General features: G+C 54.3%; 18 protein-coding genes. 9 read left to right on the forward strand and 9 right to left on the reverse strand.

What is annotated here, in order from left to right; genetic code table 11:
• Nucleotide 1 precedes the first annotated feature (1 nt).
• Nucleotides 2-835, reverse strand: coding sequence for a thymidylate synthase (locus MWU63_RS09020; RefSeq protein ID WP_213887653.1), 834 nt, complete (start codon nucleotides 833-835; stop codon nucleotides 2-4).
• Between the two features lie 209 nt (nucleotides 836-1,044).
• On the opposite strand from MWU63_RS09020, the gene MWU63_RS09025 reads away from it, so the two are divergent.
• From MWU63_RS09025 to MWU63_RS09035, 3 genes are read left to right on the forward strand one after another with little or no spacing between them, the layout of a single operon-like run.
• The gene (locus MWU63_RS09025) at nucleotides 1,045-1,473 is read left to right on the forward strand and encodes a VOC family protein (RefSeq protein WP_213887652.1); all 429 of its coding nucleotides are present in this window, start codon (nucleotides 1,045-1,047) and stop codon (nucleotides 1,471-1,473) included.
• On the forward strand, nucleotides 1,467-2,168 hold the full coding sequence (locus tag MWU63_RS09030; protein ID WP_246531578.1) for a DUF1194 domain-containing protein: 702 nt from the start codon (nucleotides 1,467-1,469) through the stop codon (nucleotides 2,166-2,168). The genes MWU63_RS09025 and MWU63_RS09030 overlap by 7 nt, the downstream gene beginning before the upstream one ends.
• Complete coding sequence (locus MWU63_RS09035) at nucleotides 2,155-2,892, forward strand: DUF1194 domain-containing protein (protein WP_247077619.1); 738 nt, start codon at nucleotides 2,155-2,157, stop codon at nucleotides 2,890-2,892. Before MWU63_RS09030 ends, MWU63_RS09035 begins: the two co-directional genes overlap by 14 nt.
• A 33-nt stretch (nucleotides 2,893-2,925) precedes the next feature.
• Here MWU63_RS09035 and MWU63_RS09040 read toward each other — a convergent pair whose 3' ends face one another.
• Nucleotides 2,926-3,798 (reverse strand): EamA family transporter, encoded by an 873-nt coding sequence (locus MWU63_RS09040; RefSeq protein WP_213887650.1) that lies wholly within the window; start codon nucleotides 3,796-3,798, stop codon nucleotides 2,926-2,928.
• 106 nt (nucleotides 3,799-3,904) lie between these two features.
• Between MWU63_RS09040 and MWU63_RS09045 the strand changes: the two genes are divergently transcribed.
• Nucleotides 3,905-4,384 (forward strand): Lrp/AsnC family transcriptional regulator, encoded by a 480-nt coding sequence (locus MWU63_RS09045; protein WP_213887649.1) that lies wholly within the window; start codon nucleotides 3,905-3,907, stop codon nucleotides 4,382-4,384.
• A 22-nt stretch (nucleotides 4,385-4,406) separates the two neighbouring features.
• On the opposite strand, the gene MWU63_RS09050 is transcribed toward MWU63_RS09045, so the two are convergent.
• From MWU63_RS09050 to MWU63_RS09060, 3 genes are all read right to left on the reverse strand, one after another.
• Nucleotides 4,407-4,901, reverse strand: coding sequence for a winged helix DNA-binding protein (locus MWU63_RS09050; RefSeq protein WP_213887648.1), 495 nt, complete (start codon nucleotides 4,899-4,901; stop codon nucleotides 4,407-4,409).
• A gap of 104 nt (nucleotides 4,902-5,005) precedes the next feature.
• Complete coding sequence (locus tag MWU63_RS09055) at nucleotides 5,006-5,266, reverse strand: succinate dehydrogenase assembly factor 2 (RefSeq protein WP_213887647.1); 261 nt, start codon at nucleotides 5,264-5,266, stop codon at nucleotides 5,006-5,008.
• Complete coding sequence (locus MWU63_RS09060; protein ID WP_213887646.1) at nucleotides 5,263-5,661, reverse strand: helix-turn-helix domain-containing protein; 399 nt, start codon at nucleotides 5,659-5,661, stop codon at nucleotides 5,263-5,265. Before MWU63_RS09060 ends, MWU63_RS09055 begins: the two co-directional genes overlap by 4 nt.
• A gap of 88 nt (nucleotides 5,662-5,749) precedes the next feature.
• On the opposite strand from MWU63_RS09060, the gene MWU63_RS09065 reads away from it, so the two are divergent.
• Nucleotides 5,750-6,952, forward strand: a complete 1,203-nt coding sequence (locus MWU63_RS09065) for a pyridoxal phosphate-dependent aminotransferase (RefSeq protein WP_247077621.1) — start codon at nucleotides 5,750-5,752, stop codon at nucleotides 6,950-6,952.
• A gap of 9 nt (nucleotides 6,953-6,961) precedes the next feature.
• The gene (locus MWU63_RS09070; protein ID WP_213887644.1) at nucleotides 6,962-7,372 is read left to right on the forward strand and encodes a hypothetical protein; all 411 of its coding nucleotides are present in this window, start codon (nucleotides 6,962-6,964) and stop codon (nucleotides 7,370-7,372) included.
• Nucleotides 7,373-7,388: 16 nt separating this feature from the next.
• Here the strand turns inward: MWU63_RS09070 and MWU63_RS09075 are convergent, their stop codons facing one another.
• From MWU63_RS09075 to MWU63_RS09090, 4 genes are all read right to left on the reverse strand, one after another.
• Nucleotides 7,389-8,744: an MATE family efflux transporter gene (locus tag MWU63_RS09075; protein WP_213887643.1), complete on the reverse strand. Its 1,356-nt coding sequence runs from the start codon at nucleotides 8,742-8,744 to the stop codon at nucleotides 7,389-7,391.
• A gap of 139 nt (nucleotides 8,745-8,883) precedes the next feature.
• Entirely contained in the window at nucleotides 8,884-9,843 is a 960-nt protein-coding gene (gene ppk2 / locus MWU63_RS09080) for a polyphosphate kinase 2 (protein WP_213887642.1), read from the reverse strand.
• 111 nt (nucleotides 9,844-9,954) lie between these two features.
• On the reverse strand, nucleotides 9,955-10,563 hold the full coding sequence (locus tag MWU63_RS09085; RefSeq protein ID WP_213887641.1) for a peroxidase-related enzyme: 609 nt from the start codon (nucleotides 10,561-10,563) through the stop codon (nucleotides 9,955-9,957).
• Between the two features lie 100 nt (nucleotides 10,564-10,663).
• A complete protein-coding gene (locus MWU63_RS09090; RefSeq protein ID WP_213887640.1) occupies nucleotides 10,664-11,212 on the reverse strand; it encodes a hypothetical protein in 549 nt (182 codons plus the stop codon).
• Between the two features lie 225 nt (nucleotides 11,213-11,437).
• Here MWU63_RS09090 and MWU63_RS09095 point away from each other — a divergent pair, with 225 nt between their 5' ends.
• The 3 genes from MWU63_RS09095 to MWU63_RS09105 all read left to right on the forward strand — a co-directional run bounded on the left by MWU63_RS09095 (nucleotide 11,438) and on the right by MWU63_RS09105 (nucleotide 24,128).
• Entirely contained in the window at nucleotides 11,438-17,731 is a 6,294-nt protein-coding gene (locus MWU63_RS09095) for a DUF6531 domain-containing protein (RefSeq protein ID WP_247077623.1), read from the forward strand.
• Entirely contained in the window at nucleotides 17,728-21,651 is a 3,924-nt protein-coding gene (locus MWU63_RS09100; protein WP_247077624.1) for a PEGA domain-containing protein, read from the forward strand. The genes MWU63_RS09095 and MWU63_RS09100 overlap by 4 nt, the downstream gene beginning before the upstream one ends.
• 170 nt (nucleotides 21,652-21,821) lie before the next feature.
• Nucleotides 21,822-24,128: a transglutaminase domain-containing protein gene (locus tag MWU63_RS09105; protein WP_213887637.1), complete on the forward strand. Its 2,307-nt coding sequence runs from the start codon at nucleotides 21,822-21,824 to the stop codon at nucleotides 24,126-24,128.
• Nucleotides 24,129-24,163: the final 35 nt, after the last annotated feature.

Here is a 24,163-nt window from a genome sequence, read left to right on the forward strand (position 1 = left end):
GTCAGACCGCCACGGGTGCGCGGATTGCGGGGTCCGGGTCATACTCCAGCACCTCGAAATCCTCAAACTTGAAGTCAAAGATCGATTTCACATCACGTGTGATGCGGATTTTCGGCAGGGGCTTTGGCGTACGGGCCAGTTGTTCGCTGACCTGATCCATATGGTTCGAATAGATATGCGCGTCACCAAGGGTGTGGACAAAATCACCCGGCTTATACCCGGTGACATGGGCCAGCATCAAAAGCAGCAAAGCATAGGACGCAATATTGAACGGCACCCCAAGGAACATGTCGGCAGAACGCTGGTAAAGCTGCAGGTGCATCCGGCCATTCAAAACCCGTACCTGCCAAAGCGTGTGACAGGGGGGCAGCGCCATTTCAGGCACCTCGCCCGGGTTCCACGCGGAAACGATCAGCCGACGGCTGTCAGGGCTTTTCTTAATGTTATCAACAAGTTCCGCAATCTGGTCAACGCTTCGCGCCAGGAACAGCGGCTGACCCTCAAGCGTTTGTTCGGTTGCCCTAAGGGCCGGAAAGCTGCGCCATTGATGACCGTAAACCGGACCCAGATCGCCGTTTTCATCGGCCCATTCATCCCAGATCGAAACGCCGTTTTCCTTCAGGTAGCCAATGTTGGTGTCGCCCGAAAGAAACCAGAGCAGCTCATGAATGATAGAGCGCAGATGCAGTTTCTTGGTCGTGACAAGCGGAAACCCATCGGCCAGGCTATAGCGGCTTTGATGGCCAAAGGTGGCGATGGTTCCCGTACCTGTGCGGTCTGTCGAAACTTCACCGTGATCAAGTATATCTCTTAGTGCCTGATGGTATTGGCGCACTCTACCCTCCGCTGATGTTCTGAATTGAGTGGCATTTAATAGCGAGTCGCCCGCAACTATATCTGCGCAAAGCCGGTATCGGAACCACAATATCGGGTAAAATTCACCTTGACCGTCCCCAGAGCACACGATGTTGACCGCTACCCCCTTGCGCAAGCGCGATTTGAGGGGTCTTGTTAAGGCAATCTTATACAATACAGGGCGACAGAATGGCACTTCGATATCTGCACACAATGATCCGGGTTTTGGATCTGGACAAAACCAAAGCGTTTTTTGAACTGCTGGGGCTGAAAGAGACGCGCCGCTGGGACAACGAAGGCGGCCGGTTCACGCTGATGTTCATGGCGGCACCGGGACAAGAGGACTGCCCGGTAGAGCTGACCTATAACTGGGATGGCGACGATGGCCTGCCCTCTGACAGTCGGCATTTTGGGCATCTTGCCTATGGGTGCGATGATATCTACGCGCTGTGCCAGCATTTGCAGGACAATGGCGTGGTGATCAACCGGCCCCCGCGCGACGGGCGCATGGCCTTTATCCGCTCGCCCGATAATATCTCGGTCGAGCTTTTGCAAAACGGTGATCCACTGGCCCCGGTTGAACCCTGGGCAAGCATGGAAAACACGGGGCATTGGTAAGGGCTTTCGCCTTACTGGCCACCCTGTTCGTGGGTGGCCCGGCGAATGCCGCCTGTCATCTGGCGCTGGCATTGGCGCTGGATGTCTCCTCGTCGGTTGATGATGCAGAGTATCAGCTTCAACGCGATGGGCTGGCGTCTGCTTTGTTATCGGAAAACGTGCAAGACGCGTTTTTCGCCCACCCCGGCGATTGGGTGAGCCTTGCCGTCTATGAATGGAGCGGGCGGTATCAACATGCGGTCGTGCTGGACTGGATAGAAATTCGCGATCCAGAGGCGCTTTTTTCTGCGGCTGAAAAGATCGCTGCGGCTAAGCGCAGCCACAGCGAGTTCCCCACCGCGATGGGATATGCGCTTGGCTATAGCGCGAGCCTGTTTGCAAAAGCCCCACGCTGTGACCGTGCAACGCTGGATGTCTCGGGCGATGGGGTAAACAATGACGGCTTCGCGCCGCATCTGGCGTATTCGGCCTTTCCGCTAAACAATGTAACGGTCAACGGTCTGGTCATCGGCGGGGCAGACCCCGAAGTGCAGCAATTCTACCTGAGCGATGTTATCCGCGGGCCGGGCGCGTTTGTTGTGCTTGCGCAGAATTATCATGCGTTTGAAGAGGCTATGGAAAGTAAGCTCATCCGCGAAATTGGCGTTATGACGCTGGGTATGGATACGGAGCATCTTCCGCATGGTGGGGGTTAAGGTAAAATACTGGATTGCAGTGTTCGCCCTGCTTTTGTGGGTGGGATTACCCACCGCCGGTATGGCCACCTGCCGACAGGCGCTGGCGCTGGGGCTTGATGTTTCAGGATCGGTTGACGCGCGGGAATACAGGCTGCAGTTGGACGGGCTGGCCAATGCCTTGATGGATCCAAAAGTGAAAGAAGCTTTGCTGGCGATGCCCACGACACCCGTTGAGCTTGCCGTTTTTGAATGGAGCGGCAGGTCAGCCCACAGGTTGCTGCTGGACTGGACCGCAATTGAGTCTGAGGCACGGCTGGACGCTGTCGTTGCCCGCCTGCACAACACCGAGCGCGTTGCGGCAGACCCTTCAACCGCGCTTGGCAGCGCGATGCTGTTTGGTGGGGTTTTGCTTGCCCAGCGCAGAGATTGCTGGAGCCGTACGCTAGACCTTTCCGGTGACGGAACATCCAACACAGGGCCGCGGCCCCGCGAAGTGAAAGAGGATAATCAATTTGCAGGCATCACAATCAATGCTTTGGTCATTGGGGCTGATTCACCCGATATAGGTGACCTTCTACAAAGCGAAATTGGCGAACTGACATCCTATTTTCGCAGCGAAGTCATTCTAGGGCCTGATGCCTTTGTCGAAGCCGCCCTCGGCTTTGAGGATTTTGAAGCCTCTATGGTCCGGAAATTATTGCGGGAATTGGAAGGAATGATCCTTTCGCATCTGCAAGATTAACGACGCTTGTTTAAACCGCTTACACGTTTGCGCTCACCCTTTTGCGGGGCGGTGGACCGCGATACCGATCATCACCAGCGCGATACCGATAAGGTCTTGCACAGATGGACGTTGCGCCAGAACGACCGCCGCAATGATCGTTGCTGTTGCCGGAAGCAACGCAAGCAAAAGCGCAAAGGAAGATCGGGGCAGCCGCGACATCGCAAGCTGATCACAGACATAGGGTATGACAGAGGAACACAAGCCAACACCGATACCCGCAAGTACAAGAGTGGGTGTTCCAAATGCACGCAATGCTTCAACAAACCCTATGGGCATCAGTATGATAAGCGCAATCGCCATTGCGGCACCCAATCTTTCAACACCCCCGCTTGCGCCGTCTTCGGCGGCTTTGTGCCCCAAAATGATGTAGCCAACAAAAAGAGCCGCGTTGAGTGACGCCCAGAACAGGCCGAGCGGGTCAGAAGCCCATTTCACATCGATTAGAATAAAGACACCAAGCACTGCGAGCGCGAGCGCGGCCAGGTTGCGCCGTGTTCGCAAACCGAAAAGCGCGACACCAATCGTACCAGCAAATTCCATCGCTGCGACAAGGCTCATCGGCAATTTGTCAAGCGCGAGATAGAAAGATGTGTTCATCACCGCAAGACACAGACCAAGGCCCAGCAACAATAGGCGTGTCCGCCGATCAGCCTGCAGGATAGTCTTCAATGGGTTTGTGAATGGCGCAAAAATCACCGCGGCAGACGCGATGCGAAACCACGCGACACCCAGCACTCCGACAGCGGGAAAGAGAAGCACGGCAAAAGACGGACCAAGATAATGGAACACCGCACTAATGCCGAACCATGCATGGGGCGGAACGCTTGTTGCTGCCTTGTTCAGGCGATGAGAATTCGCAGTCATTTGCTTCCCCGGTTATTTACCGCACTATGAAAGGGAAAACCGGAGCTTTATATAGATCACAAAAGGGTAATTTAAAAAAACTGCCACCAGTTAAAAGGTAAATTTCATGAAACGCCTTAATTATCAAAATGGCCAACTGGACGCGATAGACGAAAAGATTCTCCGAATGCTTGTTGAAAATGCGCGGATATCCGTCGCAAATTTATCCCGTTCTATCGGGCTCTCACCGCCCAGTGTTGCAGAGCGTGTTAAAAGGCTTGAAGAGGCGGGGGTGATTACCGGATATGCCGCGTTGATCGACCCGGCGGCGGCGGGCTTGCCCATTTCGGCCTGGCTACGCATCCGGCCTGTTCCTGGCATGCTGGACCGCGTGGTTGAAATTATCCGAAGCATTCCGGAAATCACGGAATGTGATCGCGTAACAGGGGAAGATTGCTTTCTTGCGCGTGCGCACCTTGAAACCGTGGGGGACATGGAGCGCATAATCGACAAGATCATACCCTATGCCATGACAAATACGTCTGTCATACAATCGTCACCGGTAAAGCGCCGGCTTCCACCATTGCCTGTGAACAACGCTGATTGAGTCGCAGAGCCGGGAGAGTCACTTAATAAATGTACCGTATCTGTTCGGTCCAATAGCGTTCCACCCGGCGCAAGGCGGTATTTATATCCTCTATCCCCTCAGGACCTAGAACACCTTTTGACTGCAGCCCGTCCGCATGACGACCAAACAGTTTTGCAACAAGATCGCGTACCGCGCGCCCCTTTTGCGTGAGGCGCACACGAACCGAGCGGCGATCAACCTGACTTCTTTGGTGGTGCATGTAACCCGTCTCGACGAGTTTCTTGAGGTTGTAAGAAACGTTCGAGCCCTGGTAATAACCACGGCTTTTAAGCTCGCCAGCCGTGACCTCATGGTCGCCTATGTTAAACAAAAGCAATGCCTGTACCGCGTTTATTTCCAGAACGCCCACACGTTCGAATTCATCCTTGATCACATCAAGGAGCAGCCGATGAAGCCGCTCTACCAGTGCAAGTGAGTCCAGATACCCGACCATAAAATGAGTTTCCGGGGCGCTAACCGTTGACTGAATGTTCATGTCTCTCTCCGCCGATAACCGTTCGGGGACAAGAGTGTCGGCAAATGCCAAACATTCCGTTAACCTGGAATTATTTAGAAAAACACAGTTTTTTCCGCTGAATGTCAGACCCTGTTCGCGTGTTTTGCGATTTTCACAATCAGCGGCAAATAACGGTCGGGTGTGGGCATTTGCCCGGTAACCCATTGATATAAATCATGATCGTTTTCTTCCAGAAGATCCTCATAGATATCGAGAGCCGGATCCTGAAGTTTGGGAAGCTCTGAATGCGAATAGGCCCCGAGGATCAGGTCCATCTCTTTTATGCCTCGTCGCGAGGAACGCATTTTCAACCGTTTCAGCCGGGTTTCTGCAGTTTCGCTCATTCAGATGGTTCTTTTAGTGCGGTGCGAAGCCGCTTTTCCAAGTGGCCGAGTCGCTCTGCCGTTTGGGAAATCTGTGTTTTCATCTGGCGCATTTCAGTCAACAGGTCATTGACGTCTGCGGTCAGGTAAACTTCGTCAACCGGCGCTTCTACGCCATCACCTTCGCCATTCATCAGCCACATGATCGAAACATTCAGCATCCCTGCAAGCATCTGAATCTTGTTTGCGCGTGGCTCGCTCAGGTCCTGTTCCCATGCGCGGATGGTCTTAAGCTTTACACCAAGCCGTTTTGACAAATCTTCCTGAGACGTTCCGGCCATTTCACGAGCCCCAGCAATCCGGTCTCCAAGCGTTGCGGATTCTTCGCTGTACCAGTTTGTTTCAGCTATGCTCATTTTCAACTCACTTTATGGGTTATAGGCTTGATTGGGATTTGCGCGCACCCTATGACATGGGACCGGAATATACAAACCGGAGACCGATATGTCCTTCCTTTCCGACACTCTGTCGCGCGTCAAACCGTCGCCCACCATTGCTGTAACGACCAAGGCACAAGAACTAAGAGCGGCGGGGCGTGACGTTATCGGTCTTGGTGCCGGTGAGCCGGATTTCGACACACCTGAGAATATTCGCGAAGCCGGAAAGCGCGCGATAGATGAAGGCAAGACCCGCTACACGGCGCCTGACGGCATTATCGAGTTGAAACAGGCGATCTGTGACAAGCTCAAGCGCGACAACGGGTTAAACTATTCGCCCAAGCAGGTTAGCGTTGGAACCGGTGGCAAGCAGATCCTTTACAACGCCCTGATGGCAACATTGAACCCGGGTGACGAGGTGATCATCCCTGCCCCGTACTGGGTGAGCTATCCGGACATGGTGTTGCTGGCAGGCGGCGAACCGGTGACGGTTGAGGCGGGTATTGAAACTGATTTCAAAATGACCGCTGCGCAGCTTGAAGCCGCGATTACACCAAAAACCAAGTGGCTGATCTTCAACTCGCCGTCCAACCCGACCGGGGCAGCCTATAGCTGGGACGAGCTAAAGGCACTGACCGATGTTCTGATGCGGCACCCGCAGGTCTGGGTCATGACAGATGATATGTATGAACATCTGGTGTTTGACGACTTCATGTTCTGCACCCCTGCTGAGGTGGAGCCTGGGCTCTACGATCGCACGCTTACCTGCAACGGCGTTTCCAAGGCCTATGCGATGACCGGCTGGCGGATTGGCTATGCAGCCGGGCCAGAGACATTGATTGCAGCGATGCGGAAAATCCAAAGCCAGTCTACATCCAACCCCTGTTCGGTCAGCCAATGGGCCGCTGTCGAGGCGCTGAATGGCACACAGGAATTTATTGCCGCCAATAACGCCACATTTGTGCGCCGTCGCAATATGGTGGTCGACATGCTGAACGCAGCCCCCGGCATTTCATGCCCGAAACCGGAAGGTGCATTCTATGTTTACCCATCCATCAAAGACTGCATCGGCAAGACAACACCTGCCGGCACCATGGTTCCCGACGACGAGACCTTCGCCACCGCACTTTTGGAAGAAACTGGTGTTGCGGTGGTCTTTGGAGCCGCCTTCGGGGTTTCCCCGAACTTCCGCGTCAGCTACGCTACCTCTGATGACGCGCTGAAAGAGGCCTGCACCCGCATCCAGCAGTTTTGTCAGGGATTGAAGTAAGAGGGCTAGATGGCCGGAGAGCTGCCAGAGTATTATTTCCGAGTTCGCGAAAACGGCGCACTTGTTTTCCGTATTGATACGGAAAACAGGCAGCGTCGGATTGACATGGACCAGATTGCCGTTGTGAACGTCAAGAACGGCGAGATCAAAGCCCATGGAGACCGCATCCTTTCAGATGACGATATGGAAATCATCCAAGAGTGGATGGAAGACCGGATCGAACTGCTGGCAGAACGGGATGTCGATGATATTCACCGTGCCGTTGACCATATGAACCTTACAACGCAATGGGCCCAGTCACGCGCAACGGACGAACAGCTTGAGGACGTAACAGACGCTTTGCTGCTTGCGATGCATGATCTGCGATCCGTTCTGGTGCGCAAAAAAGCGGACCGCCTGATGAAAGAGCATGAAGAATAGCCCGGCCTAGTCTGGCTTAATGTGCGCCGATCCGCACCGAACGGCCCCAGAACCGCGCCATCATAAACATCCCGGCAACGGCAAGGCCACAGACGAGCCCGGCCCAGATTCCAACGCCGCCAAAATCAAATTTAAACCCGAGAATGTAACTCGCGGGCATGCCGATCAACCAGTAACTCACGGCGGCATAGATCATCGGCACACGCGTATCCTGCACCCCCCGAAGCAGCGACAGGCCCATAACCTGCGCCCCGTCGGCAAACTGAAAAACCGCAGCAACTGCCAGAAGGCCAGCACCAACTGCAACAATGTTGCCGCGTTCCGGATCTTCTGAGTCGAGAAACAACCCGATTAGAAACTCTGGCAGGCTCAGGAACAGGATGATTGTCAAAATCGCCATGGTCACAGACATGGAAATAGCGACTTTCGCGCCCTGCCTTAACCCAGCCTCGTCCTTGCGGCCCAGCGCGCGCCCTGCGCGAACGGTTGCAGCATTTGACAGACCGACATGCACCATGAAGGTGATCGCGCTAAGCTGAAGCGCGATACCATGTGCGGCAAGCGGTATTTTTCCGATCCAGCCCATCATTACAGAGGTCGCCGCAAACAAACCCGTTTCAGCAAGGCTTGTCATGCCAATCGGCCAACCCAGACGAAAGACTGTTCCCATCGCTTCCCAGTCAGGACGCCAAACCCTTTGGAACAGGGCGTGTTCTGGTTTTTTGTACACCGCATAGAACGACAGAAATACCAGCGACACCAAAACAGAAAGCACAGAGGCGATAGCCGCACCGCGTACACCCAGTTCAGGCGCACCCCAGTTTCCGAATATCAAAACATAGTTGGCAAAACCATTCATCACCGCAGCCGAAATCGTCGCCCAAAGCACAACTTTAGTCAGTTCAAGCGCCGATAGGTAAGATTGCAGAACCATGACCAGAAGGGCACCCAATGTCCCCCAGGCGGCGATACGCGAATAGCTTTGTGCAATGGCGGAAATTTCCGGATCCTGCCCTAGCAGAGTCAGCAACGTCTCTGACCAGAAGAGCAGCGATACGATGCAAAAAAAGTACAGAACCGATAGCCACATTCCCATTCGGGTAACGCGCCGGATATGAACGTCATCACTACGCTGCGCCGCTTCGGCAACAAGGGGCATCACCGCAAAGGCAAAACCGGACCCAACGATGAAGAACAGGAAAATCATCGTGCCCATCAGCGTTATGGAGGCAAGCGCTTCGATGCTGTACCAACCCAGCATGATCGTATCGGTCACGGTAATCGCCATCTGGGCCAGATTGCTCAGGATCAGCGGAAAGCCCAAGACCAATAGCTTTTTGGCATCTTCGCGATATGGGGATGGAGTGCTCATCAAACCCGCTTAGGGCAGAAAAACCCCGGCGGCAAGTATGAGATACGCTCCGCCCGTAAGGACGCGCAACAGCAATTTGGCTTAGCTAACTTCTACCAATGAATACGGGCCCTTCATTTCTGAAAGGCCCGGCTCAAGATCAAGATCTGTTTCTACGGTTTTCCGGGTGCAGCGACGCGCCCAGAATATGATCGGACCCGTGCACAACATGGCTTGCGCGTCCGACGATCAGCGGATCGGGTGAACCCACAACGCTTTCATCTTTATCAGGGTAGTCAAGCGTTGACAGAAAGTGCCGCATACAATTCAGGCGCGCACGCTTTTTATCATTTGACTTGATAATCGTCCAAGGCGCATCCGCCGTATCTGTGTAAAAGAACATCGCCTCTTTTGCTTCGGCGTAGTCATCCCATTTGGCAAGCGACGCCTGATCAATCGGGCTCAGCTTCCAGCGCTTTAACGGGTCGGTTTTGCGGCTGTCAAAGCGGGCCTTTTGTTCCTTCTGCGTGACAGAAAACCAGTACTTGTAAAGCCTGATACCAGAGCGTGTGAGCATCCGCTCAAACTCTGGTGTCTGGCGCATAAACTCCAGATATTCATTTGGACTGCAAAAGTTCATCACGCGCTCGACACCCGCGCGGTTGTACCAACTACGGTCATAAAACACCATTTCACCTTCGGTAGGCAGGTGTTGAATGTAGCGTTGGAAATACCATTCACCACGTTCCTTATCGGTCGGTTTGTTCAGCGCAACAACGCGGGCTTCCCGAGGATTAAGGTGCTCCATGAACCTTTTGATGGTTCCGCCTTTACCTGCCGCATCACGCCCTTCAAACAAGAGCACGAACTTCTGCCCGGTCTCAGCCACCCATTTCTGAACCTTCAGCAGTTCGGCCTGAAGCAGGGCTTTTTGAGCCTCGTACTCGCTCTTACGCATCTTTTCCGTATAGGGGTAGGTTCCGGTCTCAAAAGCTTGACGAATCTTGTCAGGCGAGACATTTGGAAAACTCTCTATATTGGCGTCGGTTGCTTCCTCAGTAACAGCCGGAGCGGCTGTTGCTGTGGACGATTTAGTGGTACTTACGTTGCGCGCGGTCATGAACGACTCCTTTCAAATTCGGCTAAGACTTTGACGGAAGTCAAAGGCACGTGCTTTGACTTGGATCAACAATTTCCAGCAATTCTCCCTATTTTTGAGGCGTTTTCTGACCTAGCTATGGTTCCAGTCGTCCGGGTTATCAGAATTGTTGGGCGACAGGCCAACAATGTCACCTGCAATTGAACACCCAAGTCCAAGTACAGTTCTGTTTGCATAGCTGAAATAGGAGGAAACCTGATTGATTTCGAGGATTTCACCATCGTCAAATCCGGCTGACCGCAAGCGTTTTATGTTTTCTTCGGTCAATGCAGACGGGTCTTTCGTCAAGACATTCGCATAGTGCATTGCTTCTTTCTGTGCATCATCAAGTGGTGCGGTTGAGATATCACCCGACACGATCGAGGCGCGAATTGCATCGGCGCGTGGATCATTTCCCAGTATCCGCTTCATTCCGGCGAAATGGTGTTCAACACAATAGTCACATTTGTTCAATGCACTGACCCAAACACCAAGCGCTTCAAGAAACCATTTCGGAATTTTGTTCCCGCTGTGATGCAGAACATATTTGTAGATCGCCATATGCCCCTCCATCGTGTGCGGACGCAGGCTGTGGCTCATCATGATGTTGTCGACGTTGTCGTCGGGGCCTTTCACCCGGTCGTAAAGCGTTTTGAGTTTTCCGGTGGCATCAGTGTAGGCGATTGTTTTGATCCAGCTCATTCGTTTCTGTCCCATTTGGTTCACATATAATTCAGACCACAGAAAACGCTGGTTCCACAATCAACAATCCGTCAGTCGGTGGTGGGTTCACTTTACGGGTTTAGTTGGGAACGAACGGGTCCTTTGAAAGGCAGCTGCCGTTCCAATGTGCCTCACCACTATCCTGAGAATCCAGTATCGCGCGCCTGAACTCAGCCCCGCATCGACCGTCGCAAACCGGGCAGTCCCGTACTAATGCGCCGCCGCCGCAACAGAAACAGCCGGGATCAAATTCGTCCAAGGACCAGTCGCTTTTACAAACCGGGCAATAAATTGGGTTAGATCCGCTTTCAATCGCATCAGCAATGTCGTGCAGTGCATCATCCAGAGTTTTAAAAGAAGTGGCTGAGGGGCAGTCTTTAGTACGCTCACGCATCCATGTGAGATGAACCAGCGCGGCCTCCCCATCGGCTGCAAGGTAAAGCACAGCGTCCTGCTTCGTGTCATGCGCAAATGCTGACCAGCTTTTGCCGCGCATCCAGTGATCCGGGGCCATCTGGCGCCTTAAGGCATGTTCCAATCTCAAAGAGGCGAGCCAGCCCAAGATGCACCAGTCCGGGCCAACCGGATGTGGATGCTTCCGCCTTAGTTTGCGCCTACTTCCAAACATTTCGCTGTCCTCACGGGGTGGTTCGTGCTCCGCTATTGTTGACTCAAACTGTTAAACGTTTACCATTTTAAGCTTCAAGATCACAGTCTGACCTCGCCCAGCAAACCCTTGTTTGGATCGCGATCATCATGTGTTGATCGTTCGGAAAATTAAAATGCGCTCTACAGCGCTATGTTATTTCATTGTGTAAGTTGTTGGTGGTCAATCATTTTTTGGCGGTACAGCATGAAACGTCCAGCGAACGACCAAACGTCCACCCCTGTAATTGGCCAGGTTTTTTTGGGGTGGCTCGCAGCTTTATTTCTTGTTGTACTAACGTCTTTTGGCAGCCTGCTTTTACCAACATCAGCCTTCGCTGAGGTAGGGTATGTCGTTCGGTTCAGTTCATCAGAATCTCGTGGAACGGCACCTCTTACCGTCAGATACAACCTATTGGCAGAAACACGCCCAAGAGGGAAAATTGCCCGGGTTGAGATTGACCCCGGCGACGGCAGCGGTGTGATCGTCGCGCATACGGGTCGGGGCTGGATCAGGCCAAACCCGCGCCACAGCTATACACGGCCTGGCAGGTTCACCGCCCGTATGACAATGACCACCGAAGACGGCCAGCGTGTGACGTCACAGGCCCGCGTTACTGTGATGCCGGAAACACCCGCAGATCCGGCAGAGTTGCTGCAGGTTGACGACAATCGTGGGGATGCACCGCACACCGCAACCTTTCGGATTGGCGGAGACAGCCTGCCCTTCACTGCCCGTGCTGCACGCCTGAATTTTGGCGATGGGGAAATCGTAAGGGTCCTGCCCTTTCAAACGATCTCACACACTTACAGTCGACCGGGCCGGTATCTTGCCCGCCTCGAAATACGAGGGAATGACGGAAATCGCGCGCGCGCCGCACGCATGGTAACTGTCGATGACGCGCCGCGCCTGAGGTTCACCGTTGCGCCAACAAGCGGGGCCGCCCCGGTTGAAGTCACTGTAAGGGCAAATGTCCCCGGAGGTGACGTACGCCGGGCTGGCGTTCTGCAAGACGGGCAAGAGATCATCGGCACCGGCGAACTCGTTGGGCAGAACGAAGGCCGCCGCAAAATAACTTTCACGGAACCCGGTACTTATCATTTTGAACTACGCGCCATCACAGAAAACGGAGAGCGTTACCGCGAAAGACAAACAGTTGTTGTGAGAAAAGAAGACCTTGCTGACGGCGAGACCTACTACGAACATGATGGCGGCGTTGTACAGATTATCCAACAAGGTGGCGCGTTTGAGGGAATAATGCGTGCACCCACCGTCGATCAGGCCTTGGCCGGGTATGACATCGGTGATGTTTTTGTGCGTGGTACATTTGCAGATCGATCATACAGCGCGATGCGCCCGCTGAACTATGATGACCCTAACAGCGAACGACGTCGCTATTATGAAGATCACGCCGTGCAAGTTGCGGGTGGCAGCTACCATGTCCGGTTTCCACAATGCCCGCCGCAATGGGGTGAATATGGCTTCAACATTACCTTTGGTGACGAAGAGAATCAGGCCACAACAATTTCAGGGACTGTCGTTTACAAGGATTTTGTGACACGGGCAGAGCTTGCCTTCAGCCGCGCGGGCGAACCAATACCCCGCGCCGGTATAACTGGTCGCATTCGCTGGGTTGCCGAAATGATCGCGATGATGCGGCGCTATGGCGACAACAGCGGCAGACCAGACGAATGCGTTACCGAAGACGCACCTGACACGACGCGACCCGCTATTTTCACCAGAATTTCACGTGAGCGCGCGCAGGAACTCGCGCGTCAGAACGTAAATAACATCCGGGATTTCGCTGAGCGTGCCTATGACGGTTTTGACGGGCCACCGCCTGACGACGGCACACCACGTATGACAGACCCGACATATGGCGACCCCCCTTCCAGCGAAGATCCGGTCTATCTGGCGTCGGGGGAGTTCTACGAAACCTCGGTCGATTTGCGCGCGCCTGCGCCGCTTGGGCTGGGCTGGCGTTTCCAGCGCACCTACCGCAGCCAGTCACCCGTGCATACCAGCATGGGGCATGGTTGGGTGCATAACTACCAGCTTGCACTGGTGCGTGATGATGACGGCTGGCGGCTTCGGGATGAAAATGGCGGGCATGAGTATTTCCGCCCGACCGAAGGGGCACTGTTTCAAAGCGCCGATGGGGCACGGCTAAAGATCAGCGCTGAAGATCGTGTCATCCGGACGCGCGACGGCATGATCTATACGTTTGTTCCAGAAACCGGATTGGAAGATCAGTCACGGCTCGAACATGTAGTGGCGGCTGGTGGGGCGCGACTGGATTTCGACTATGATCTGCAGGGGCGGCTGGTTCGTGTCGTTGACGGAAACGGGGCTGAAGCGCGCTATACCTATGACGGGGATCGCGGATACCTTGTGCGTGTGGACGCACCCGACGGCACAGCCGTGGGGTTTGCCCATGATCAGGATGGAAACCTCTATTCGAAATATGACCTGAATACAGAGACTGGTACAGCGCTGAACGAAACCCGCTATGTCTATCGCGGCGGCGGCGAAGAGGCCCCGCAGGAACTGCGCCATAACATAACGCAGGTCTGGCTTGCGTGGGGCATAGACCAACAGCCATCCCTCGAAATTCAATATGGTGAAGAAGCGGATGGTGCCAGCTTTGACCGGGTGGTCTCGCAACGCACTGGCACCCTTTTTGAGAATTTTGAATACGGTCGTCAGACCACAAATGGCGCAGAGCTCTTCACGACGCGCTTGCAGGCAGAGGGCCGCGCAGCGGAGCTTCATCTTTTCGCGCGTGACGGGCGGCATGAAGCCACCACTTACATCATGCCCGATGCGGAAAACATCATGACCGACCTGCTCTATGACGCATCAGGCAAACCAGCAGGGCGCATCTACGCGTCTGGCGCGTCGTTCACGACAACCGCAGGCCCGGCCGCCAATCTGACGATCGAAACACGCACGCCAGAGCCCGGAAGTGACCAGCAACCTGTTCACTGGGTTGTCGAGACTGAACCGGTTTTTGGCCAGCAAAAGGCGTTCTTTGGACCCTTCATCGGAGCGATCCCCAGCGACATGGCTGAGATTGAGGCCAAGCGCAGGATTACACGGATTTTTGACTATGAAGAAGCGGGCGCTGGGGCCTCTGCTGCGCTGAGCGCTTTTGGTATCAGCGCAGGCAACCAGCCGCTTGGCGACGTGAACCAAGATGGTTTAACTGATCAGTCACTAGGCCGGATGATTCAGGAAACCAGAGCGGATGACGCAGGCGTCACAAGCCATGTCTGGACTGCAAGCGGCGCACGTGCGGAAACCCGCCGTCCAGACGGAAGCATGACGCGCTACACCTACTCTGACCAAGGATACCTAGCACAAGTCACCGAGATTGATACGCAAGGCAGGCAAACGACCAGCGCGACCTATGACTGGGACGAAAACGGCGGCCTTATCGGGGCTGAAGTGGGTGATAGCAGCTATATTGGTATCGAACGCGACGCACTTGGGCGAATGGTGCGTGTCACACTGGCAGGCCGCCCGGACCGGTCGTTTGAGTATGATGCCTTTGACCGGATCATCGCTGAACACCGCGACGGCCAGAAAGCTGCAGAGTTTGTCTATGACGGTTTTGGCCGGCTTGTGGAAACCCGGCGCTGGGCGGATGCAGGTGAGCCGATTGTCGAAACCTACAGCTACGACACCTTTGGCAGGGCGATTGGCGCAACTGACCCCACCGGAAACTGGTCACGCGAGATTGACCTGCTCGGCCGAACCGTTCGTGAGGTTATGCCGGATGGCGAAGAACGCCGGTTTGCCTATGATGTGGAAGGCCGCTTGATATCAGAGTCGGGCTTGGGATGGTCGCACGCGCACCGATACGATGGGTTTGGCAGGCGGATCGAAACCGCTACACAATCCGGCGACATTATTCGTGTCTCATACGACGATGAAGGTCGCCACGCCACGCGGACCGTTTTTAACAATGGGACTGTTGTTCAGGAAATCTCCCTGCAACGCGGGCAAGACGGGGACCTGAGCGCAATTGCAGTAGCTCTAAACGATACGGAAAAGGTTGTTTTACCCGGCGGTGACAGCACTGTTTCTGTTGGCCTCAGAAGCGCTGCTCTTTATCCGGTGTCAACGGAGCGCGATCTGATGGGGCGCGTGACCGGTTTTGAAAGCAACGATGGATCAACCTGGCAAACGTCCCTTGATGAAGCGGCCCGTCTGACCGAAGTTTCCCGCAACGGGAAAAGCATTTTTTCAGTTGTTTATCAATCTGATGAGCAACAAGCAGTGGTGCAGATGTATGGTTTCGCATCACAGCAGTTCCGGCGCGAAGGGCTGGTTGAAACACGGACCGATGGACGTGGGGTACAAACAGTTTCCACACGTGACGGCTATGGCAGATTGGCAAACGAAGTCGCAACTTTTGACGCACAATCCGCGGAACGTACATACACCTACGACAGCGTTGACCGGATGATCGCTCACAGCAGGGATGAAACCACATGGAGCCGCCGTTACGAGGGTGCCGCCCCAATTGAAGACCGCCTTAGCATTGCTGACAGTGACTCCTATTCGATAACCCGCCGCTATGATGATCAGGGGCGATTGGTGGAAAGGGTACTGCCAAGTGGCACAGCATCCACATTCAGTTACCCGGATGACTCAACCGTTGTTGTTGCCGTCGGACGCGATACCATCAGGCTAGTTTATTCGGCTGAGGGCGCAATTTTATCGGCAACCATGGGTGACGCCGTAGTTGAATACATGCTGCCAATCTCTGGTGCGCCGGACTCGGCTTTCCGTGTTACCGCCAAGGGGGGCGGGCAAACTCTGCTCGACAGACGTATTCGTTTTGAAAACGGCCGCGCCGCTGCCATTGATGAGCCTTTGTTTGGCGATCCGCAAAGGATTGAGCGAAACGAAGCTGGCCGCATCACCTCTGTTTCCCAAGGTGGACTTGGCGATTCAGGTTCACCAGAACTGCGTAAAGAAGAGTTTAGCTTTGATGAAGCGGGTGCGAGGCTTTCCGCTGGTCAGTCAAGCCCGTGGCTGCCAACCCACGCGGAAGATGCCTCGCTCGCAACGCTTGATCCTGACGGGCGGGTTACCGTACTGAACGACCGGACGATAGTGCGCGATCCGTTTGGACTTGTTTCCACCGTTGAGTGGAACGGCACGACAACTAAATTGCTGCGCGACGGACAAGGACGTGTGGTTGCCTTACGTGGTGACGGACGTGCCGATGATATCATCTATGACGGAGGTACGATTACCGGCGTTTATCGAAACGGTGAACCAGCGGCTGAACACATCCTGGACCCAAACAATGTGCCCGTTGCACGCGTTTCCGAAGCTGGTCTTGAGTTGCTTGCGCTTGACTTTGGCGGTGGGCCACTGGCCTACATCGGTTCGGATGGAAAGTTTGGCACACGCATCTTTCTGTCAGCATTTGGTATGCCCGAATTCCTTAACGAAGGTGTCATGCGCACGCCAGATATTCCACAACCCCAACTTGACGGAATGCTTTTTGATCCGGCGTCGGGACTTTATCTGACCGCGATCCGCGCGATGGACCCTGAGATCGGCCAGTTCCTTTCGCCAGAACCATTTGGTCCACTGGCCTCTCCGCTGCCCTATGAATATGCGGCGGGAGATCCTTTCACTTTCCGCGATACAACCGGCGCAATTCCATCCGGAAATGGTGGGATCGGCGCAGATGTGGAACCGACAGAGGGTTTATTCGATAGCATTGCGAAGATCTGGGACAACGTCACCAGCATTTTCAAAGATGAAGTCGAAGACGAGATCGGCCGCGCTTCTGATGAAGACAATAGCGGTAACGTGGACAACAATGACCAAGGCGGCTCTGGCGGATCGGAGCCAAGCACCGGGTCCGCTGGCAACAACGCAACCGAGAACCGCAGAGAACCCGTCTACACACCAAGTGAACGCAGACGCGAAAGGGACCTCGAAAGGGAAGAGGAAGCACGTGATCGACGCGCAAGAATTGCAGAAATTGAGGCGCGCCAAAGAGCCGAAGAATCCGCTTTTAAACGAAACTCCCGGTTTGCGCATGAAATCCTGCCGGAAGAGGTGAGAAATCAGTGGCTCGATGAAGAAGACGTTTTCCTAAACGGTTATAATCGCCTCTACGACGAAGACACCGCACCCTGGGGCGAACCCGCCACAGGACCAAGTGTTGGCAACGAGGGCGATCCACATGCCTTGCTACGCGAAAACCTGCGACAGCGTGAAGGGTTCCGGAATCGCACAAGCGACAGGCTTCGGTTCCTGTTCCGGGAACAGATTTCAACACCACCGCCTGTTGCACCCCCTGCAGCACAACTTAACCCCCCGCCCCGCCCAGCACCGCCGGGTCGTCAGCCGAGTGGAATAAGCGGTTTTGCAGGTGGATCGCCGCGGCCAAGCACGGCACCGGCACAGCCCACTCCTGCAGAGCGGAAAGGCCCTGGCGGCATGTCAAGATTGGGGAACCTGCTGAGATGAAACGTTCTTTACTCATTCTTTCCATCGTCGTTGTTTCCCTTGCCACCCAAGTTTCTGCGCAGGAACGCCTTTCAATTCCTGTCAGTTCGGAACCAAGCGGTGCGACGATTTTCCTGAATGGGGCTGTGGTCGGGGTCACTCCCGCAGATGTCGCCCTATCCACAGGAGCCGGTCTTTCTGAACTCAGACTTGTGAAGCCAGGATACGATGTGTTTTCGCACGCCTTTCAGCAAGATGAGACCCCAATAAATATTGCTGCGGAACTCGTCACGCGCCCGACAATAATTCCTGTGACAGTCACAGACGACCGGCCTTCCGCAGCTGACGGCGTTATCACGTTGCGAGAGGCTTTGAACTACGCTTCGGGAGCTAACCGCCCTGTAGGGTCAGATCGCGTTTTAATTAATGGCCCTGTTGGTGAAATGCGCGCCGACAATATCGTGATATCCGTCGAAGGCTACGGGCCAAGCCCCGTTCTGACCATGACAGAACCTTTGCCACCCCTGTCTGGTAATGGTGATCGGCTAAGCGGACCTGCGAAGCGCGCGAGCATTGCGATGGCGCACGGATACACGGTGCGTGGAGCCGGGCTGGTCATGGGGCCGGAAACCGAAGTTGAAAACCTGATCATTGATGGGTTTGACATTGGCCTGTCTGCCGAAGGGTTTGGCACGATGGTTGTGCGCGATGTTTCAGTTATCGGAGGCTTTGTCGGCTTCAGTGCCTCTGATGGCGCAGAGCTCCTGCTTAGCGGCGCGGATGCAATAAACCTCGCTACAAACACACTTGCCCACGGTGATGGAATTATTGATGGCTTCGTTGACGCGATAGTGCTCGATGACTTTGATAATCTGACACTTTATTCAGGTCCACCTGGCGAAGAAGGATACTCTGTCGTTGAAGGTTGGGTAGAACCAAGCGGCGCAAGCAACCTGTTTGTTCGCCACGCCGAAACACGCCCGTTGCGAGAGGTCGAAGGGCTGGACGCGACCACGACCAGCTATCACATGTATCACATTTTCGGGGCTGGGCAGTCTGACCAGCGTTGGCCGTGGCATGTCTACGACGGCATGGACGGTGACTATTTCCAGTGGGAATTCATAGATCCCCCGGAATATGAACATATGCAGGTGATGGGGCAGCGGCCCATGCGCACCGACAAATTCACACTGCACCACCTGCAATCCGAAGCGCGGCTTGTAAAGTTCACCTTCAGTCTGCTTGGGCACACCGGGTATGTCATTGAAAGTTTTGAATTAGATGCCGATCCGCTAATGAATGAAATTGCCATCGACCCCGAGCTGGATTTCTTTGGTTTTCGGATAAATGTCGTAGAGGCAACAGGCAATTCACCCGGCTTTACCGAAATTGAAGCAGAAATTCTGGATTCCGACGCTTACGAGCCGGTCAGTGTCAGCCGCCGCCGCGCGGTATTTCCCCGTCCGGCGCGTGGGGTGCTTGGTGTCGTAGAAATCAACAATGTTCTTCGTCCGATTGGTGAGGCCATCTTTGCAGAACAATCACCTGTGCATTTCTCGCAAAATAACAACGTTTACAAAGCGCAAGAAATTGTTCGTGAAACACTGCCACAGACTGCAACTGTGCAGGATATTCTTGCCGCGCTCGCTACAGTGTCGGACGCGGAGCAAAGTGAAATCATTATTCCGGGCACATTGGATATCGACGCGACACTTGGCGAGATATCACAGAGCAATCTTCGCCTGACCGGCGGCGGCACAATTCGCAGCACTGACGGTTCAACGCTGAATTTCAAACGCGCACAGGGCCTTAGACTGGACAATCTTTCCTTGTCTGGAGCCGGGATATTGCTGGAAGATTCCTACCCTGTGATCATGGACCGTTTGACTGTCACGCAATTCGATACCGCTGTAACAGCGAATTCCAGTTACTTTATACTGACAAACAGCACATTTTCCGACGGCAATCGGGGTATTCAGGCAAACGTCGCGTCTATTACGATGACGGGCAGCGTCATAGAAAATGTGTCCGTGGGGATATCATCGCGCACGGCTGACCCGCTTGTATTGATTGGCAACCAAATAACGACACGTGATCATGGTGTCGATCTGCGCGCAGAAGGTGGTTACGCAAGCGTCGCACATTTAATCGCAAATCGTATGGAACCAGCAAATCCGACGACCCCGGTCCAAAGGCCCTCATATCACTCTCGATCCTCGCTGGTAGGTGAAAACAACCCCAGTTACCTGGGCCTTGGAAGCGATACATTCGATGTGCGGTCTCGCCCGACGTGGATCGGCTATGGCATTCACGACATCCGGGTTGGCGGCGCACCTACTCAGGTACGTTTGCTGGAGTTTAGTGATTTCAATACCCGTTGTTTGCTGCAGGCGGATGAAACCGTACCGGGTGCCTCCAAACCAGTATTTCTGTTACAAACAGCAACGGTCGTTTTGCATGACACTGACGCCCGTCTTTTGTGCTTCAACGAAACAGGCGGAGCGGAGATTGCGCTGCCAGCCAATTCACACGCAGACGACCCGATACCTGCAGCGGCACGTTTGGTTGTTTCACTGGACGAGGGGTTTGAAGATGCTGAACCCGGACTAACCAGCGCGGTTACCGCGCGCTTTACCGCTGAACCAATTGGCGCAGGCCAGCCCTACCCGGCCCTCGGGGCGGATCGAGCGGCGGGTAGTCAGTACAATTTGATCACGTCATTGATTAAGGCGGGCGATCATGGGCGCGCCTTTGCACGAGCATACGACGCTTATACCAACAGTCCGCTCGACACACGCGTTGCTGGCACGTTGATCTATGCGGCTGATGAATGGGCAACTGCGATGGAGAGCAAGGGGTTGGTAGCTGAATCGCTCGAATTTCTGACCGACCTTGCAGACTCTGAAACCACGCCAGAAGACGCTGTAACATTACTCATCAACGCGCATTTCAGGCTTGCGGGTACTTTTACCGAACAGCAGCAATGGGAAGACGCCCGCCATCACTACAGGCAGGCTTTGTTGCGCGACCCATCGCTCGAAGCTGCCAGCCAGAATATCACGTATGTTTATCAGGAAGATTTACGCAGCAGGTTCACGCCGGAGAACGCGCAAGACACTGTTGCATGGGTCGATGCAGAAAGCGCTGAACATCCTGAGGACGCTGCCGAGTTGCGTAGTGTCGCAAGTATCTTACTTGGAAATGCTGTCGTTGATGCCATCAATGGGGCGCGTTTTGACGAAGGGCTTGTTCTGGCATCCGCTCATTACAGGTGGGAGGAAAACGAACGCACCATCAATAATCTGCGTGTTGCATTCCAGAATTTTGCTATGGACGCCGTTTCACGACAACAAAGCGATGCGGTGCTTGAAACGCTTGAGCGCTTAACGCGTGAACACGGAAGTGGCCCGGATCTGGCGGGCATTCTGACAAATGTGTTCCACAACACGGCAATCACCGCGATTGAAGCGGGCGATTTTGAAAATGCGCTGTCCGCGGCCCACGTACTTTACGGTGCCAACCCAAATTCGGACTCCGAAGATTTGCTAGCCTATACCTATGGTCAGCAGGCCGAGGCTATACTTGCAACCGGGGATACCGTGCGCGCAATGCGGTTTTTGGTCGATGCGCTGAACAACTACCCAAATCTGACCCGGCTTGAACAACAAGGCCAATCAATTGGCAATCAGGCGGCTTTAAGCGCCTATGAAGCAGGTGACAGCCAAGGGGCTGTGGAAACATTTGAAACCACGATTTCCATCTTCGGTGCCAATGACAACCTGAACCAAAATTTGCGGGTGATCTATGCAAACTGGGCGGTGGATTCTGCCAACTCAGGCAATCTGGATTTGGCGATGCAAGTCGCGCGCGCAGGGCAGGCACGTTATCCAAACGAACAGACCTTTGCGGATGTGATAGATTTCGTGAACAGAAACCAATGAGATTTTTAAGGAGGCGTGGTCAAAAATGCGGAATTCAAATGATAAGTTGAGAGACCTGCAACTCACGCCACTCTTATTACAGGGTTATCGGACATGCGCCGGAATGTTAGCATGAAGACTATAGAAACTTTAATTAGGGCCCCCAACCGAACATCCAGAAGGAAAGCACCTTGCGTATTCACTCTCTGAAACACCCGTTGATGTTTGCAATGTTCTGCTTTGTGAATTCGGGCGGTTCGGGATTGGCACAAACTTCGGGCGACGCTGCTTTGCAACCTCAGATTTTGTCGATTGAGGATGTATTACAAGAACACTCTGCGGAACCAGAATCACTTTATAAATTTGTTGCTGAGAATGTTGCGTTTCACGCCTACCCCGGTGTTTTGCGTGGCGCAAATGGTGCGCTTCAAAGTCGCGCAGGGAATAGTTACGACCAAAGCCTGCTGCTTTCCAATCTGCTGCGTGACGCAGGGTTTGAGACACGGCTGGCGCAATGTCGCCTTGGCGTAGACAAGTCAGAGGCACTTATCGCCTCAATCGCAAACCCAACGGTATCTCTGGAAGAGTCGCCGAACCTGGAGATTTTTGTCGAAGAGGGCGAAACAGCAGTTATTGATCAGTTCGCAGATCGGGTATCAGCGACCTACATCTTTGTCGAAGAGCATTTGACTGGTGCCAATGTTATATTTAACCAAGATTCCCCTTCTGTTCAGGACGAACTTCGCGAAACAGTATCCGATCATATCTGGGTTCAGATGCGCGATGCGGAAGGATGGACAGACTTTGACCCAGCATTCGCCGGGCCAATCGGAGAAACGCATTGCGAACAATCCGGTTCCGTCGAAAAGCTTCCTGAAACCGCATTTCATCGCGTCGAAATCTCGCTTGATACGGAAACCGTCAAGGATGGCGTACCAACAACGCACACAAACTTTTCGTTTTCAGCCCTTACCGCAGATATCTCGGGGACCGCCTTCCTTCTGATACACGAACAACCCGGTCAAAGCGGCGTGACAACCTTCGCACAGGGCGTAAACGATAGTTTCACACCCGTTCTTATTGCTGGCGACCAAAGGATTGAAGGGGAGCCGGTAGAACTGGTCGTCGAAGTAGAAGCCGATAGCGGAAGCAGCGGTGGCGGCGGACTTTTTGGCGGTCTGAACTCCCTGTCAACAGCGCTGTCAAATGAGCAACCGACCGAATTGGTTGCAGAATGGCTGTCTTTGACATTCGTTGACCCCACAGGTGCGATGCAAACGGTTCGCCATGAAGTTTATGACCGGATAGGTCACGCTGCACGGATCGCCGGAAACCCAAGTTACGCGGAACTGCCTGCGGTAGAGGCAGACTGGGCAGACACGCTGCGCGCCTTTACCGTTACCACAGGGTTCTCGCCAGCAAGCCTGCAGCATAGACGGATGGAGGCTTTGACCAGTAATGACCCGAACCGCGCTTCGGCTGCTGCCGGCGCTTTGATCCTAGATTTCTACGGCTATCTTCGGGAAACGGTGCCTTCTATGAGCTTTGACATGACAGATATCATCTCTTACCCGTCTGGACCAAACCTCATGTTCCTGACCTATATTGGCAGCGACCCAGAGGACGCCGATGGCCCACCAAGTGCCTTTGCAATTGACCATGCGCTGAAATCGCGACGCGTAATCGCAAAGGACGCAGATGCGATTGGCCCTTATGAACGGGTTTTTGACGGCATTCTTGATCACGAAGTCGAACGTTTGACCGTTGCGTTAACCGCGTGGGCAATTGCAGACGGACCGATGACAAGCATCAGCGTCGGAGACGTGTTTAATGTCGCAGCATCCGATCAGATAGAGGTCAACACACTAGCCCCTGCTGACGTTGCAATGCAAAACGGGCTTTCCTTGTCAGACGAAGCGTTGACGCGACTGAACACCGACATGGCTGCAAATATGGCGGTGATTGTTCCCACCCGGCCAGTCACGCTTGGGAACACACCCACTGTCGGCTGGTGGGGTATAGACGTGGTTACGGGCAGAACACAGGACCAGATGGAGGACGGCTCACATCAGGGAGGCGCTGAAACTACTGACTTAAATGCGCAACAATCCTCTCTCAGTTTGCGCGCCCGGCAACTGCTATGCGGTCTCGGTTCCCTGGCAATCTCTATCGGGTCAGGAATGGGGCCTCTCGCTCACATGCCACCCGGATTAATGCAGGGTGCGCAGCAGCTTCTTGATTCCTGCGCACGACGCGGCGGCGGTGCGCGGGGGCGCCCACCCACTGGTGGTTCTCCTCCCGGTGGCGGTGCGGGTCCGGGAATGGGACCGTATAAATTCGGTCCTCCGCCAAATTCAGGTTTAAGGCCGTTTCCACCCCCACGAACGCAGATTCCACCGCGTCCACGTTCACCATTGCCGCCCAGAGGTCGGCCGGTCCCGAAAAAACCTTTCGATCCGTTCAATCCGACCCGGCCAGCGCCACTTCGCAGACCTTGATCGGTTTCTGGCAACTCTGCCTGGTGCGCCCTTCT

It is taken from the genome of Pseudohalocynthiibacter sp. F2068, from assembly GCF_023015645.1.
Lineage (GTDB): Bacteria > Pseudomonadota > Alphaproteobacteria > Rhodobacterales > Rhodobacteraceae > Pseudohalocynthiibacter > Pseudohalocynthiibacter aestuariivivens.